14 protein-coding genes and 1 tRNA gene are annotated in these 14,885 nt (G+C 68.5%); 11 read left to right on the forward strand and 4 right to left on the reverse strand.

Annotated features, from left to right (window positions below; genetic code table 11):
- The first annotated feature begins 33 nt into the window (after positions 1-33).
- Complete coding sequence (locus GZ67_RS0103310; RefSeq protein ID WP_029263726.1) at positions 34-726, forward strand: DUF2520 domain-containing protein; 693 nt, start codon at positions 34-36, stop codon at positions 724-726.
- A gap of 13 nt (positions 727-739) precedes the next feature.
- Here GZ67_RS0103310 and GZ67_RS0103315 read toward each other — a convergent pair whose 3' ends face one another.
- The gene (locus GZ67_RS0103315; protein WP_029263727.1) at positions 740-2,617 is read right to left on the reverse strand and encodes a DUF2207 domain-containing protein; all 1,878 of its coding nucleotides are present in this window, start codon (positions 2,615-2,617) and stop codon (positions 740-742) included.
- A gap of 79 nt (positions 2,618-2,696) precedes the next feature.
- On the opposite strand from GZ67_RS0103315, the gene lysS reads away from it, so the two are divergent.
- Positions 2,697-4,229 carry a lysine--tRNA ligase gene (lysS, locus tag GZ67_RS0103320; RefSeq protein WP_029263728.1) on the forward strand — a complete coding sequence of 511 codons (1,533 nt, stop codon included), beginning with the start codon at positions 2,697-2,699 and terminating at the stop codon, positions 4,227-4,229.
- 16 nt (positions 4,230-4,245) lie between these two features.
- Here lysS and GZ67_RS0103325 read toward each other — a convergent pair whose 3' ends face one another.
- Positions 4,246-5,370 carry a DUF4192 family protein gene (locus GZ67_RS0103325; RefSeq protein ID WP_029263729.1) on the reverse strand — a complete coding sequence of 375 codons (1,125 nt, stop codon included), beginning with the start codon at positions 5,368-5,370 and terminating at the stop codon, positions 4,246-4,248.
- Positions 5,371-5,482: 112 nt separating this feature from the next.
- Between GZ67_RS0103325 and GZ67_RS20725 the strand changes: the two genes are divergently transcribed.
- The 3 genes from GZ67_RS20725 to GZ67_RS0103340 all read left to right on the forward strand — a co-directional run bounded on the left by GZ67_RS20725 (position 5,483) and on the right by GZ67_RS0103340 (position 7,988).
- Positions 5,483-5,656: a hypothetical protein gene (locus tag GZ67_RS20725; protein ID WP_168380830.1), complete on the forward strand. Its 174-nt coding sequence runs from the start codon at positions 5,483-5,485 to the stop codon at positions 5,654-5,656.
- A gap of 86 nt (positions 5,657-5,742) precedes the next feature.
- Positions 5,743-7,203, forward strand: coding sequence for a cardiolipin synthase (cls, locus tag GZ67_RS0103335; protein ID WP_029263730.1), 1,461 nt, complete (start codon positions 5,743-5,745; stop codon positions 7,201-7,203).
- A 56-nt stretch (positions 7,204-7,259) separates the two neighbouring features.
- The gene (locus GZ67_RS0103340) at positions 7,260-7,988 is read left to right on the forward strand and encodes a hypothetical protein (protein ID WP_029263731.1); all 729 of its coding nucleotides are present in this window, start codon (positions 7,260-7,262) and stop codon (positions 7,986-7,988) included.
- 109 nt (positions 7,989-8,097) lie between these two features.
- On the opposite strand, the gene GZ67_RS0103345 is transcribed toward GZ67_RS0103340, so the two are convergent.
- On the reverse strand, positions 8,098-9,096 hold the full coding sequence (locus GZ67_RS0103345) for a diacylglycerol/lipid kinase family protein (RefSeq protein WP_029263732.1): 999 nt from the start codon (positions 9,094-9,096) through the stop codon (positions 8,098-8,100).
- An 82-nt stretch (positions 9,097-9,178) separates the two neighbouring features.
- Between GZ67_RS0103345 and GZ67_RS0103350 the strand changes: the two genes are divergently transcribed.
- Positions 9,179-9,709: an RNA polymerase sigma factor gene (locus tag GZ67_RS0103350; protein ID WP_029263733.1), complete on the forward strand. Its 531-nt coding sequence runs from the start codon at positions 9,179-9,181 to the stop codon at positions 9,707-9,709.
- A 34-nt stretch (positions 9,710-9,743) separates the two neighbouring features.
- Here GZ67_RS0103350 and GZ67_RS0103355 read toward each other — a convergent pair whose 3' ends face one another.
- Positions 9,744-10,124 (reverse strand): YybH family protein, encoded by a 381-nt coding sequence (locus tag GZ67_RS0103355; protein WP_029263734.1) that lies wholly within the window; start codon positions 10,122-10,124, stop codon positions 9,744-9,746.
- 111 nt (positions 10,125-10,235) lie between these two features.
- Here GZ67_RS0103355 and serS point away from each other — a divergent pair, with 111 nt between their 5' ends.
- The 5 genes from serS (at position 10,236) to GZ67_RS0103380 (ending at position 14,855) form a co-directional block, all read left to right on the forward strand.
- A complete protein-coding gene (gene serS, locus GZ67_RS0103360) occupies positions 10,236-11,552 on the forward strand; it encodes a serine--tRNA ligase (RefSeq protein ID WP_029263735.1) in 1,317 nt (438 codons plus the stop codon).
- Complete coding sequence (locus GZ67_RS0103365; RefSeq protein WP_029263736.1) at positions 11,549-12,370, forward strand: HAD family hydrolase; 822 nt, start codon at positions 11,549-11,551, stop codon at positions 12,368-12,370. Before serS ends, GZ67_RS0103365 begins: the two co-directional genes overlap by 4 nt.
- Before the next feature lie 43 nt (positions 12,371-12,413).
- Positions 12,414-12,498 (forward strand) — tRNA-Ser (locus GZ67_RS0103370).
- A 50-nt stretch (positions 12,499-12,548) separates the two neighbouring features.
- On the forward strand, positions 12,549-13,787 hold the full coding sequence (locus GZ67_RS0103375; protein ID WP_029263737.1) for an LCP family protein: 1,239 nt from the start codon (positions 12,549-12,551) through the stop codon (positions 13,785-13,787).
- 63 nt (positions 13,788-13,850) lie between these two features.
- The gene (locus GZ67_RS0103380; RefSeq protein ID WP_029263738.1) at positions 13,851-14,855 is read left to right on the forward strand and encodes a LacI family DNA-binding transcriptional regulator; all 1,005 of its coding nucleotides are present in this window, start codon (positions 13,851-13,853) and stop codon (positions 14,853-14,855) included.
- The last annotated feature ends 30 nt before the right edge of the window (positions 14,856-14,885 follow it).

The following is a 14,885-nucleotide window of genomic DNA, read 5'->3' on the forward strand; positions in this document are numbered from 1 at the left end:
GCCCGCACCGTCGGGTCAGCCGGAGGAGTGACGGTGGCGCGGGACGGGCGTCTCGGCGTCGGCATCATCGGCGCGGGACGTGTCGGTCCGGTGATCGGTGCGGCGCTCGGCGGAGCGGGGCACGCGGTGATCGGGATCACGAGCGGCTCCGATGACGAGCGCGCCTCTGCCGTGCTGCCGGATGTGCCCGTGCTCGACGCGCTGGAGGTCGTGCGTCGAGCCGAGCTCGTGGTCATCGCGGTTCCCTCCGAGCAGCTGCCGTCACTGGTCGCCGGCATCGCCGAGGTCGGGGGCTGGCAGATCGGGCAGCTCGTGCTGCACACGGATCCCGCGTACGGCATCGACGTGCTGCGGCCGGCCGCCGAGCGCGGCGCGATCCCGCTCGCCGTGCACCCCGCCATCACGTTCACCGGGACCTCGATCGACCTGCGCCAGCTGCAGGCGGGGTTCGCCGCGGTGACGGCTCCTGCCGCGGTGCTGCCGATCGCCCAGGCGCTCGCCGTGGAGATCGGCTGCGAGCCGGTCGTGATCGCCGAAGCGGATCGCCCGGCCTATGCGGACGCGATCGCGACGGCCACCGAGTTCTCGCGGTCGATCATCGGCCAGTCGACGGCCCGGTTGCGCGAGCTCGGCGTGGAGAACCCGGGCGGCTACCTGTCGGCGTTGGTGCAGTCGACGGTCGAGCGTGCGCTGCGCGAAGCATCCGACGCCCCGCCACTGATCTGACCGTGCCGGCGGCTCATCGTCCGCCCGAGAACCCTCCGCCTCCGCCACCACCGGAGAACCCGCCGCCGAACGATCCGCCGGCACTCGACGAGGCGCCGGTTGATGGTGCGGAGTACGTCGCCGCAGATTGCGACGACGCCATGAACGACGCCAGCTGCATGCGAAGGGCGAACGAGGTCGGGTCGCCGATCCAGGACGCTCCTCGCTGCTCGTGCGCGTAGGCACGTTCGAGCACGTCGCCCCACTCGTCCTCCATGCCGAAGAGGATCGCGTAGGGGAGGAGCCGTTCGTACACGTGGATGACATCGGCCGTGCCGTCTTGACGGCGCTCGGCGCCGCTGTAGGACTGCAACATCTGCAGACGGTCGGCGTCTGCGACCCGGATGAACTCCTTCACCCCTTGCAGGTACTCGGAGGTGCGCGCTCCTTCTGCCGTGAGGACCGTGTGCTTCGAGAACGCGTACACGCTCGACAGGAACACGAGGAACGCGACGAACGACATGACGACGAGGGCGGGGATCGCCGAGAGGCGGCCGCTGGTGGCTGCCCAGATTCCCAGGCCCAGTCCGATCAGCGCGACACCGATCGCGCACCACTGCACGATCACGGCGCCACGACTTCGCACCCTCTCGGTGAAGCCACGGGATGCCGCTGCGGTCGTCCCACTCTGCTGCAGCGCGGTCATGCGGGCGGCGAATGCCTCATCGGCGGCGGGCAGATCGACCACCCCGTCGGCGTCGGCGTCGAGGAACAGCGCGTGCAGTGCCTCCGCATCCAGCTCGTCCGGTGCCGCCACCCCCGGGAGGCGGCGCAAGCGTGGCTCTTCGGCCTCCACGCCTTCTTCGATGCGCAGGCTTCCGCGCACGGCGAGGTGCACGATCTCGGCGGGGATCACGTCCTTCGCGCCGGTGATGACCGTCGCCGCGATGAGCGGGGGCAGGGAGTCCGGCACGTCGTACTGCGCCACGACGATGCCGGTGGCCACTCGGCGTCGGCGGCGGAACGCCCAGACGGCGAACCAGCTGCCGACCGTCAGGCCTGCAGCTCCCGCGGCCGCGACGAACGGAGCGACGTCGCCGACCGGGTCGGGTGTGCGCGCGAGGGGCTGTGTCACTGTGCCCGGCTCGAAACCGATGGCCACGGTGACCCCGTCGCCGGCTGGTCGCTCTCCGGATTCGACATGGAACGTCGCTGCATCACGGTCGGTGGTCGGCCCCTGCAGATCGCACTCGTCGGTCGATCCCGGTGGCCCCGTGTAGCAGCGCGTGGATCCCGTGAGCGCGGCCGCCAGCTCGGGATCGAGCACGATGTCGGTGCGGAACCGCTCGATGGGCTGCGTGCTGTCGAGCGGCAGGAGGTTCCAGTAGAACTCGTCCACTGCCGGCGTCGAAGACCCTGCGGCCGGCTTCGTCGCAAGAACCGTGTCGCGCATCTCGTACTCGATCACGTATGTGGTGAGGCCGTGCACGTAGGTGTCGTCGTCGCCGGTGAGCACGTACAGCAGCCCGTCCTCCTCGTCGGTCTCGTACGGCAACTCCTGACCGTCGTCATCGGTCACGGAAAGCACCCGCGTCTCGGTGCTCGCCCCCTCGTACGAGGTCGCGAGCCCGCGGACGATGCCGAGATTCTGGTCCGTCTCGGGGAAGCGGGCGACCAAGGTCTCGGTCACGTGCATCCGCGCGCGGCCCTCCTCGTCGAGCCCCACCTCGTACACGGCATCCCACGATGCATACGAGAAGTCGCCCACGTCGCCTGGCTCCGCGGCGCGTACCTGCGGTGCGAGTCCAGGTCCGTCGGCGGCAGCGGCTGCGGCGGGAGCGGCGGGAGCGGCGATCGCAGCGACCGCGAGCGAGAGGACGGCGAACGCGCGGAGGATCCGTGGAAGGGCCATTCTTCGAGGCTACCCAGCATGCGCCCTGAGCCGGCACGCCGCCTCGGTAAACTGGGAGGGACTTCCAAGGAGCCCCCACATGACTGACGCGTCTGCCGCGCCCGAATCGGCCTCGACCGACCCTTCTCTCGAAGAGGACGTTCATGAGCAGAAGGCCGTGCGCCTCGCCAAGCGTGAGCGCCTGATCGAGAAGCGCACGGATGCCGGTGGGGGAGCGTTCCCGGTCGGCGTGCCGGTCACGCACACGATTCCCGCGCTGCGCGCCGAGTACGGCGAGCTCGAGGCGGGCGCCGAGACGGGTGTCGTCGTCGGTGTCGCAGGTCGCGTCGTGTTCAGCCGCAACACGGGCAAGCTCTGCTTCGCCACCCTGCAGGCCGGTGACGGCTCGCGCATCCAGGCGATGATCTCGCTCGCGAACGTCGGCGAGGAGTCGCTCGCGGACTGGAAGGAATACGTCGACCTGGGTGACCACGTCTTCGTGCATGGCGAAGTCATCTCCAGCCGCCGTGGAGAGCTGTCGGTCATGGCCGATGGCTGGGCGATCGCTTCCAAGGCGATCCTCCCGCTCCCCAATGCGTACTCCGAGCTCAGCGAGGAAGGGCGTGTGCGCAGCCGCTACCTCGACCTCATCGTCCGCGAGCAGGCACGGACGACCGTGCGTGCCCGTGCCGCGGTGAATGCGAGCCTGCGCGCGACGTTCACGAGCCACGACTACCTCGAGGTCGAGACCCCCATGCTGCAGGTGCAGCACGGCGGCGCCTCCGCACGTCCCTTCATCACGCACTCGAACGCGTTCGACACCGAGCTGTACCTGCGCATCGCGCCCGAGCTCTACCTGAAGCGTGCGGTCGTCGGCGGTATCGAGCGTGTGTACGAGATCAACCGGAACTTCCGCAACGAGGGAGCCGACTCCACGCACAGCCCCGAGTTCGCGATGCTCGAGGCCTACCAGGCGTACGGCGACTACAGCCAGATGGCCGCGCTCACGCAGGAGCTCGTGCAGAAGGCGGCGATCGCGGTTGCCGGTTCGACGACCGTGACCTGGGCCGACGGCACCGAGTACGACCTCGGCGGGGACTGGGACCGCATCTCGATGTACGAGTCGCTCTCGGCGGCATCCGGTCGCACGGTCACACCGCAGGACTCGGTCGAGGACCTCATCGCCTTCGCCGAGGCGAACGACGTCGATCTTCCTCCGCAGGCCACCCACGGCAAGCTCGTCGAAGAGCTGTGGGAGCACTTCGTGAAGGGCGACCTGGTCCGCCCGACCTTCGTGATGGACTTCCCGGTCGACACGTCGCCTCTCGTGCGCGAGCACCGCTCGATCGCCGGCGTCGTGGAGAAATGGGACCTGTACATCCGGGGGTTCGAGCTGGCGACCGGATACTCCGAGCTCGTCGACCCGGTGATCCAGCGCGAACGGTTCGAGGCGCAGGCCAAGCTCGCCGCGCGCGGCGACGTGGAGGCGATGCCGGTCGACGAAGAGTTCCTGCGGGCACTCGAGCACGGCATGCCGCCGTCCGGCGGTATGGGCATGGGGATCGATCGTCTGCTGATGGCGATTACCGGCCTCGGCATCCGCGAGACGATTCTCTTCCCGCTCGTCAAGTAGTCCCCGAAGCTGGCGGTCATGCCGCCGAGCGTCGACGGAACGCCCATTCCGGAAGCATCGCGCCGGCGATCATGGTCTCCAGCAGGGCGGCCAGCGAGTATCGCGGGTCGATCTCGCGGACCAGTTCCAGATAGCGGGCGGCGTGGGTGGCTCGCCCCAGCGCCCACGACAGCCAGGCCGCCGCGGTGAGAGGTGCAGGTCGGGCCTCTCGGGGTGCCCGCGCTGCTGCCTCGCGAACGACGGACAGCGCGAGGCGGAGCCGATCGAGGTCCGGGGCGGGCCCCTGCCCCAGGAACAACCGTCCGAGCTCGTCGGGGACCATCTCGCCGGACTTCGCGAACGCGGTCTGCGCGTCGAGCGCGCGGACGCCTCCCGCGAGGTCGCTCGCCCACTGCGCGATCGCGACATCTCGGAGCAGCGGACGTTCCAGGCACCACAGCAGCGTCGCGGTCGCGTACGACGGAAGAGCATCGGGGGCCGCGAGCACCGATTCGAAGAACGCCGGCACGTCTTCGAGCAGCACGAGCGCGGCGATCAGCTGCGGATTCTCCCGTCCGGTCAGCCGGCCCTTTCCGTTGCCCTCTCCATCGAGCAGTGCCGCGAGTTCGAGTGCCGCTCTCCCCACTCGTTCTTTCTCGGCAAGATCCACCTCGGGCAGTCGAGCCCCCGCAGCCTGGTCCTCCGAGACGCCAGGCGCGGTCGGTCCCTCGGTGGGACTGCAGATCTCTGCCAGCGAGTGGAGGTCGGGGTCGCTCTCCACATAGCTCGACCACCCGGAGGGGGTCACGCAGAGCGCATCGACGACGCGGAGTCCCGCGTCCTCCGCGCAGCCGAGAAGTTCGTCGACGGCCACGGCATGGGGGAGGACGAGGCCGTCGCGGGTGGCGTGCGAAGGCTCGTCCGTGTACACGACCACGGCGACGGCATCGGTCCCTTGGACGCGGGCGACGAGGCCGACCGCGGCGTCGGCGTACAACGCGAGGTCGGTCCCGTCAGAGGGCAGATCGAGTCGCATGGCCCCGTCGGTGCGTGTGCCGCGGAAGGGCAGCAGCACGATGCTTCGACGAGGGGTGAAGCCCGCGAGAGCGGGGACGATGCCGAGGAAGGCGGCGGAATCGGTGGCGCGCAGCAGTGTTGTCATGCCGAGAGTGTTTCGGAGCAGCGATCTCACGGGGGCGGAAAAGCCGAGTTGTGGACGCGGAACCTGAATGCGCGGCGGTGTGCACGAGGAGTGGCTCGCGTACCATGGGGTGATGGACAACTTCTGGCTCGCCGCGGCATGGTCGCTTCTGCCGACCATCGGAGTGAGCATCGTGTTCGTCTTCGTGCTCCGCGGCATCCTCCGCTTCGACCGCACGGAGCGCAAGGTCCACGCGCAGATCGAGGCGGAGGAGCGCGCGGCACGGGGCCTTCCGCCGCGCGTCTGAGTCCCACCCATCCGCTACTGTGAAGCCAGCGTGCCGACCTCGGCGCGCACCCGAGGTGATCGTCACCGCGGTGGGGAAGGTGCACGATGACCGCGGAGACCTGGGGCTGGTGGATCGCCGCCTTCCTGCTGGTGCTCGACATCGCGATCCGTGTCACGGCGATCATCGTCATCCCGCGCAATCGGCGTCCGACCGCCGCGATGGCCTGGCTCCTCGCGGTGTTCTTCATCCCGTTCGTCGGAGTGTTCCTCTTCCTGCTGATCGGAAACCCGCGCCTACCGCGCGCACGTCGGCGCAAGCAGGACCAGATCAACGAGTACATCGCCGAGACGAGCGAGCACCTGCACTTCGGAACGCTGCGCCCGAACGCTCCCGCGTGGTTCGGTCCGATCGTCCAGATGAATCAGAAGCTCGGAGCGCTGCCGCTCTCCGGTGACAACGGCGCGCACCTGATCTCCGATTACCAGGAGTCGCTCGACGAGATGGCCGAGGCCATCCGCACCGCACAGGAATACGTGCATGTCGAGTTCTACATCCTCCAGTCGGACACGGCGACGGACAACTTCTTCCGCGCACTCGAAGAGGTGTGCGCCCGTGGCGTCGAGGTGCGGGTGCTTCTCGATCACTGGGCCAACCAGGGCAAGCCCCGGTATCGGCAGACGATCGCCCGACTCAACGCGATGGGGGCGGACTGGCACCTGATGCTGCCGGTGCAGCCGCTCAAGGGCAAGATGCAGCGCCCTGATCTGCGCAATCACCGCAAGCTCCTCGTCGTCGACGGCAACATCGCGTTCCTCGGATCGCAGAACATCACGGATTCGACATACAACCTGCCGAAGAACATCAAGCGCGGGCTGCACTGGGTCGATCTCATGGTCCGCCTCGACGGCCCGGTCGTGCTGAGCGTGAACGCGATCTTCGTCGCCGACTGGTACAGCGAGACCGACACGGTGCTCGAGGGCATCGACATCGCCCACGCGAACATCGGCTCCGGCGACCTCGACTGCCAGGTCGTGCCGTCGGGCCCCGGGTTCGAGGTCGAGAACAACCTGCGCCTCTTCCTCGGGCTGCTGTATGCCGCGAAGAAGAAGATCATGATCGTCAGCCCCTACTTCGTCCCCGACGAGGCGCTGCTGCTCGCCGTGACCGCGGCCGTCGATCGTGGCGTCAACGTCGAGCTCTTCGTCTCGGAAGAGGGCGATCAGGCGATGGTCTACCACGCCCAGCGGAGTTACTACGAGGTGCTGCTCAAGGCCGGTGTCCGCATCTGGATGTACCGCAAGCCGTACATCCTGCACACCAAGACGCTCACCATCGACGACGAGGTCGCCGTCATCGGCTCCAGCAACATGGACATGCGCTCGTTCGGTCTGAACCTCGAGGTCTCGATGCTGGTGCGCGGCGAGGAGTTCGTCACGGAGATGCGCGAGGTCGAGGACAAGTACCGCTCCCTCAGCCGTGAGCTGACACTCGAGGAGTGGATGCAGCAGCCGCTGCGCTCGACCGTGCTCGACAACCTCGCCCGCCTGACCTCCGCCCTGCAGTAGTCGTCGCAGGCCATCCGGGCTTTCCGGGGGATCTGCCCGCGGGCTACCCTGTGAGCATGACCTCTGCGCTTCGTCCCCTCGCTTCTGTCGTCGGCCTCGTCGCCGCAGCACTTCTCGTCGCGGGATGCACCGCCGGCCCCGGTTCCGACGCCCCGTCGAGTTCGCCGGCTCCGGACACGGGAGACGTGGATGACCAGAACGACTTCGAGGGCGCCCTGCTCGACGATGGACGCATGTTCGCCGTGATCACGGTGGGCTCGTCGACATGCGTGCCGCAGGTCGATCAGGTCACGGCCGAGGGGCAGACCGTCACCGTGACGCTCGTCGACCCCGAGGGCGAATCGCCGAAGCCGTGCACGAAGGATCTCGCTCCGCGGGCGAGCCTCGGCGCGCTGCCGGAGGGCGTCGACCCGAAGTCGGACATCACCCTGAACGTGACCTACGGCGACCTCACCGACGACGTCGACATCGACGGTGACCCGGCCGCCACCGGCACACCGGGAAGCACGACCGAGTTCCAGCCGTCCGCCGCTTGGCTCGACGACGACGGCCTCGTGCTGCTCACCTGGGGATCTTCGAGCTGCCTGCCGCAGATCGAGTCTCTCGAGGGCGCGGGAAACACCGGAACCGCGTACTTCGTGACCGACGAGAACCAGGTCTGCACCATGGACATGGCACCCCGAGCGACCTTGCTCGCGTTCGGGGAGGACACGGTTGACGACGACGGCACCTTCACGCTGACGCTGGTCGGCGGGGGACTCGACGGCACGGTCGAGGTCCGCTGACTCCTACGGGTAACCGTGGAGATCTTCTGGGCCACGCTCGTCTTCTTGGCCGGGATCAGCGTGATCATCGTGAACAAGCGACGCAAGCGCTGACGGGCGCCGCTCCGCCTCAGAGCATGTGAACCGGGTGGCCGGGCGGCAGCGCGAGCAGCAGCGCACCGGGGTCGGCCCAGCACGTGATGCGCACGGCGGCGCCGAACTCGTCGCCGTCGAGCTCGATCGGAATCGGAGTCGGAGCGGCGGCTTCGGCCGCGGCCCCGTGGAAGAAGTGCACCGACGCGTTCTTGCCGCGACGTTCGAGCACACGGCGCCCCGCGCGGAAGCGCCGCAGTACGGAGTTGTCCCACCAGATCTTGCGCCACACCGCGAACCAGCCGAGCATTCCGGTGGGCTGGATGACGGCGATGTCGAGGGCGGCATCCGTGATCGACGCGTCCGGGATGAGGGCGATACCGGCCGGAAGCGTGCCGCAGTTGGCGAAGAGCAGACTGTACGCACGGTGCGAATGCAGCCGCCCCTCATCGACCTGGTACACGGCGCGGAAGGGCTTCGCGCGGGGGAGGGAGCGGGCTGCTCCGTCGACGTAGGCGATCCACCCCACGGACTTCTTCAGATCCGAGCGGGTGTTGGCGATCATGTCGGCGTCCAGCCCCATGCCGGCCAGCACCACGAACGCGTGCTCCTCCTCCTCGCCGTTCTCACGGGTCAGTCGCGCCCGGCCGATGTCGATCGGATGGCGGAAGTCGCCGAGCGCCGCACGGATCATCTCCGCCGGATCGGCGAGCGGCAGGCCGAGATTGCGCGCGAGCAGGTTGCCCGTGCCGCTCGGCAGGATCGCCAGGGCGACTCCTGAGTTCGCGATCGCCTCCGAGACCGCGCGCACGGTGCCGTCGCCGCCGGCGACCAGCACGACATCCACGTTGCGTGCGAGCGCATGAGCCGTCGCACCCTGCCCGGCATCCTCGATGGTCGTCGGGTAGAAGGCGGGGTGATCCCATCCGGCCTCGCGGGACATATCACGCAGCGTCGCACGCAGATGCTTGCCGTCGACCTTGATCGGATTGTAGATGAGCGCCGCCTGTCGTTGAACGGGGGCGCTGGTGGTCATGGCGCTACTCTAAACCGGGACGCGCCCGGGTCGGTCACAAACGGACCGCGCCATTCCGGTCGCGAGGACGAGGAGCATCCGGATGCACGATGGTTCCGACGACGCGACCCGCGCGGTGCTCTCCGGACTGATCACGGCGGAACCCGACCGACTCCGTCGCCGCAGCATTTCGTTGGGGGTACCCGCTGCGGATGCCGAAGACGCTGCGCAGACATCCCTGCTGCGCGCCTGGCGCTCGGTCGCGCATCTCGAGACACCGGAACCCGGCCGCGTATGTTCCTGGCTCGACGCCATCGCGCGGAACGTCGCCATCGACCTGGCCCGGCAGCGTGCGCGCCGGCCGGAGGCCGTTCTCGACGACGACACCGCCGGCGAGCAGACGGGCGTGGATGCCGCGGTGGAGATCCGCGTGTTCCTCGACGGCGCGCTCGAGGCTCTGCATTCGCTGCCGGAGGCCATCCGTGAGCCCCTGCTGCTGGCCGTCGTCGACGGTCTCTCCGCGGACGAGGTGGCAGCACGCCTCGGGATCGAGCCCGCAGCCGCGCGGCAACGGATCTCGCGGGCACGCAAGGCGCTGCGGGCCTGCCGCACGACAGGCATGGGTGACGGCTGAGGGAGGCCCGATCGTCGGACCTGCCCCGAGAGGTTCAGGCCGTGCCGAAGGGGTTGTCGACGGCGTACCGCCAGCCGTGCACCTCGTCGTGCACCGCGACATCGGCCGTGGTGCCCGCGAGGGCGATCTCGGAACCGTCGGGACCCGTGCCGGTGATGGTCCAGTCCGCGATCGCGAGTCCGGTACCGGCACTCTCGAAGACGTGACGGACACGCATCGAGATGGGCAGGTTCAGCCCGAGGAACTGCTCGAGCGCGCCGCGCACGGCGGCCGTGCCCGTGACGGCCGTTCCCGGCGCAGGGACGAAGACGACGTCCGACGTGTTCAAGGCCATCAGGCCGTCGAGGTCGCGGGCGTTGAACCGGTCGGCGAACGCCAGGTTCAGCTGGTCGAGGGAGGTCACGGGGATGGTCATGGGGTTCCTTTCCTGGGTCGACCGAATGCCGACCTCTGCAGAGGAAGACGACGCAGCGGCGAGGGTGTGACATCCGGATTCGCCGTCGGTACGGCACCGTAGACTTGGGAGATGATCGACCTCGCACTCCTCCGCGAAAACCCGGAGATCGTCCGCCGTTCACAGGCTGCCCGTGGAAACGACCAGAGCACCGTCGACGTCGCACTCGAGGCCGATCGATCGCGCCGGGCCGCACTCTCCGCCTTCGAGGAACTGCGCGCCGAGCAGAACGCGTTCGGCAAGCAGGTCGCGAAGGCCCCCAAAGAGGAGAAGGCCGCGCTCGTCGCGCAGGCCAAGGACCTCGCCGACCGTGTGAAGCAGGCGCAGCATGCGGCGAACGAGGCTGCGGATGCCGCCGCCGCCGCACTCGCCCGGATCGAGAACGTCGTCATCGACGGCGTCCCCGCCGGCGGCGAGGCCGACTTCGTCGAACTGCGTCGGGTGGGCGAGGTGCCCGCATTCGACTTCGAGCCGCGCGACCACCTCGAGCTCGGTGAGCTCCTCGGCGCGATCGACATGGAGCGCGGAGCGAAGGTCTCCGGCGCGCGCTTCTACTTCCTGCGCGGCATCGGGGCTCGCCTCGAGATCGCCCTCATGAACCTCGCTCTCGACAAGGCTCTGCAGAACGGGTTCGTGCCGCTGATCACGCCCACCCTCGTGCGCCCCGAGATCATGCAGGGCACCGGGTTCCTCGGCGAGCACGCCGACGAGGTCTACCACCTCGACAAGGACGACGACCTGTACCTCGTCGGCACCAGCGAGGTCGCGCTCGCCGGGTACCACAAGGATGAGATCGTCGACCTCGCCGACGGCGCCCTCCGCTATGCGGGCTGGTCGACCTGCTACCGCCGCGAAGCGGGTTCGCACGGCAAGGACACCCGCGGCATCATCCGGGTGCATCAGTTCAACAAGCTCGAGATGTTCGTCTACACGACCGCAGAGGAGTCCGAGGCGGAGCACCTGCGCCTCGTCGCGCTGCAGGAGGAGATGCTCACCTCCCTCGGACTCTCCTACCGTGTGATCGATGTCGCCGCGGGCGATCTCGGCTCGAGCGCAGCACGCAAGTACGACATCGAGGCGTGGGTGCCGACGCAGGGAGCGTTCCGCGAGCTCACGTCGACGTCGAACTGCACGACCTTCCAGGCACGCCGACTCGACGTCCGGCACCGTCCGGTCGTCGATGCGACGGATACTGCCGCTCCAGGTGCGGCGAAGACGCAGCACGTGGCCACCCTCAACGGCACGCTCGCCACCACGCGCTGGATCGTCGCCCTGCTCGAGACGCATCAGCAGGCCGACGGATCGGTGCGTGTGCCCGAGGTGCTGCGCCCCTACCTCGGCGGGCTCGAAGTGATCCTGCCGCTCGGTGACGGGCGGGCTGCTCGATGACGGGGCACTGGCTGGTCGGACTCGACGTCGACGGCACCATCCTGCTGCAGGACGAGACCATGAGCCCCGGTGTGCCCGAGGCGGTCGCGCGCGTGCGCGATGCCGGACACGTGGTGACCATCGCGACCGGACGCAGCTGGATGGCCACGCGCCGCTATGTCGAGGAGCTCGGTCTCACCGCCGACTACGTCGTGTGCTCCAACGGTGCCGTGACGATGCGCCGCGACGGTGACGACTGGGAGCGTTGGAATGTCGAGACCTTCGACCCGACTCCCGTGCTCGGACTGCTGCGCGACCGTCTTCCGGACGCTCGGTACATGGTCGAACTCGCCTCGGGGCAGAGGTTGTTCACCGAGCAGCTCGACGACTGGACGCTCGACGGCGGCCGACAGGTCGACTTCGACGAACTCGGCGCGCTGCCGGTCTCCCGCATCGTGGTCGTCTCTCCCGGGCATGACGAAGACGATTTCCATCGCCTGGTGGCGGATGCCGGCCTCAACGAGGTCTCCTACGCGATCGGGTGGACCGCGTGGTTGGACATCGCCCCGCAGGGCGTGGACAAGGGCACCGCGCTGGAGCAGGTGCGCACCGAGCTCGGTCTCGACGGCGGACGCATCCTGGTGGCCGGCGACGGGCGCAACGACATCGGCATGTTCGGCTGGGCACGCTCCCTCGAGGGACGGGCCGTGGCGATGGGGCAGGCTCCGGACGAGGTGAAGGAAGCCGCGAGCGAGGTCACCGCCGACGTCGAGGACGGCGGGCTGGCGCAGGCGCTCGACACGCTTCCAGCGCCCGCCCAGGTCAGCGCGGGAGAATAGAACTCGGCTAGACTCACGCCTTGTCGACAGATGCGTCTGTCGAGGAGGGTTGTCCGAGCGGCCGATGGAGCTGGTCTTGAAAACCAGTGGGCAGAGATGTCTCGTGGGTTCGAATCCCACACCCTCCGCATAGTGAGCACGGTGACCCCGCACCGGCGCTGAATCCGAAAGGGTCCGAGTGAGCGACAACACCCGACGCCGCCGTACCATCGCGCGACACGGTCAACTCGAGACCCCGAGCCCGCTCGGCCAGCTGCTGAGGTTCATCGCGATCGGCCTGGCCGTGGTGCTCGTCAGCGGTCTCGGCGTCGGCTTCTACATTGCGTACGACTTCTCGAGCACCGTCGCGGCGAACGCCGTCGACCTGGACGGCCAGGAAGTCATCCCGCCGGACATCGGCGAGTACGAGAGCGGCTTCAATCTCGTCCTCACCGGTGTCGACACCTGTGAAGAGAAGTACAAAGATCTTTTCGGTGACCGGTGCACCGGGGGAGACGCCGAGGGCACACTCAACGACGTGAACCTTCTGGTGCACGTGTCGCAGGAGCCCCGCCGGATCACCGTCGTCAGCTTCCCGCGCGATCTGATGCTCCCCATCCCGGAGTGCACGGACGAAGACGGCAACGTGCACTCGGCGATGAGCAAGCAGCCTCTCAACACGGCCTACACGGACGGCGGCCTGAACTGTGTCGTCCAGACGATCTCCCAACTCACCGACCAAGAGGTCCAGTTCGCGGCATCCGTGACCTTCGGCGGCGTGATCGAGATCACCAACGCCATCGGCGGCGTCGACGTGTGCCTGGCGAACCCGATCAAGGACCGCTACACCGGTCTGGACATGGCCGCGGGAACGCACACCGTGGAGGGCCTTCAGGCGCTGCAGTTCCTTCGCACCCGTCACGGTGTCGGTGATGGCAGCGACCTCGGCCGCATCGGCAACCAGCAGCAGTACATGTCGAGCCTCGCCCGCAAGATGATCAGCGGCGAGGTGCTGGGCAACGTGCCCGTCATGCTCAAGCTGGCGAACACGGCGCTGAGCAACCTCGAGGCCAGCACGTCGTTGGCGAACAACCCGATGACGCTCGTCCAGATCGCGCTCGCCGTGAAGTCGGTTCCGTTCGAGGACATCGTCTTCGTGCAGTACCCGACCGGTGCCGACTATGCCGACCCGAACAAGGTCGTGCCCAACGAGGAAGCGGCCGCGGCGCTCTGGGATGCGATCGAGGCGAACGCGCAGCTGCAGATCACCCACCAGAACAACAGCAACGACGGTGTGGTCGTGCAGGAGCCGACGGCGCCGGTCGAAGAAGCGACGCCGGATCCCTCGGCGACGCCGGACAACGTCGTGGCGCTGCCGGACTCGATCAAGGGCAATTCTGCGGCTCAGGAGACCTGCTCCAACGGCAACGTCCGCTGAGTCGCGACTGCATCAGCGCAACCCGTTTGCGCGTTCTTGCAAGAACTTGCGTACACTGACCCCATGTCGAAGCGACTCGCCGAGGTGGCGCGCAAGGTCGGAGTGAGCGAGGCCACGGTCAGCCGTGTGCTCAACGACAAGCCGGGCGTCTCGGATGCCACGCGCCAAGCGGTGCTGACCGCCCTCGACGTGCTCGGCTACGAGCGCCCGACGAAGCTGCGCGGCGAGCGCGCGCGTCTGGTCGGCCTGGTGCTGCCCGAACTGCAGAACCCGATCTTCCCCGCCTTCGCCGAGATCGTCGGCGGCGCACTCACGCAGAACGGGTACACCCCGCTGCTGTGCACCCAGAACGCCGGCGGGGTGACCGAATCGGACTACGTCGACCTGCTCCTCGCGCAGCAGGTGTCCGGGGTGATCTTCCTCGGTGGTAACTACACGCAGGCGGATGCCGCCCACCAGCACTACGAGCGGTTGCGACAGGTGAACCTGCCGACCGTGCTCGTCAACGCCCGCGTCCCCGAGCTGCAGTTCGCGACCGTCTCCACCGACGATGCGGCTGCGGCCGAGCAGGCGGTCCTGCACGTGCACCAGCTGGGGCATCGCCGCATCGGGCTGCTGCTGGGCCCCCAGGATCACGTGCCTTCCCAGCGCAAGCTCGAGTCCGCGCGCCGCCTGCTCGAGAAGCTCGGAGCGCCGCTCTCGGACGACCTCGTCGTGCGCGGCATGTACTCGCTCGAGTCGGGGCAGGCCGGGGCGGCGCGACTCTTCGCCGCCGGCGCCACGGCCATCGTGTGCGCGAGTGATCCGATGGCACTCGGGGCCGTGCGTGCCGCACGGCGCGCGGGACTGTCGGTGCCGGGAGAGGTGAGCATCGTCGGGTTCGACGACTCGGCGCTGATGAGCTGCACGGAACCGCCGCTGACCACGGTGCGGCAGCCGATCGAGTCGATGGGGCGCGCGATCATCGCGCTGCTGCTCGCGCAGATCGCCGGCACCTCCCAGCCGAGCGACGAGTTGCTGTTCGAGCCCGAGCTGGTGCTGCGCGCCTCGACGGGGCCGCTGGTCTGACCGACACCCGGAAGGTGCGGTCTTTTGTGC

Origin of the sequence: Microbacterium sp. Cr-K20 (assembly GCF_000708325.1) — a bacterium.
GTDB lineage: Bacteria > Actinomycetota > Actinomycetes > Actinomycetales > Microbacteriaceae > Microbacterium.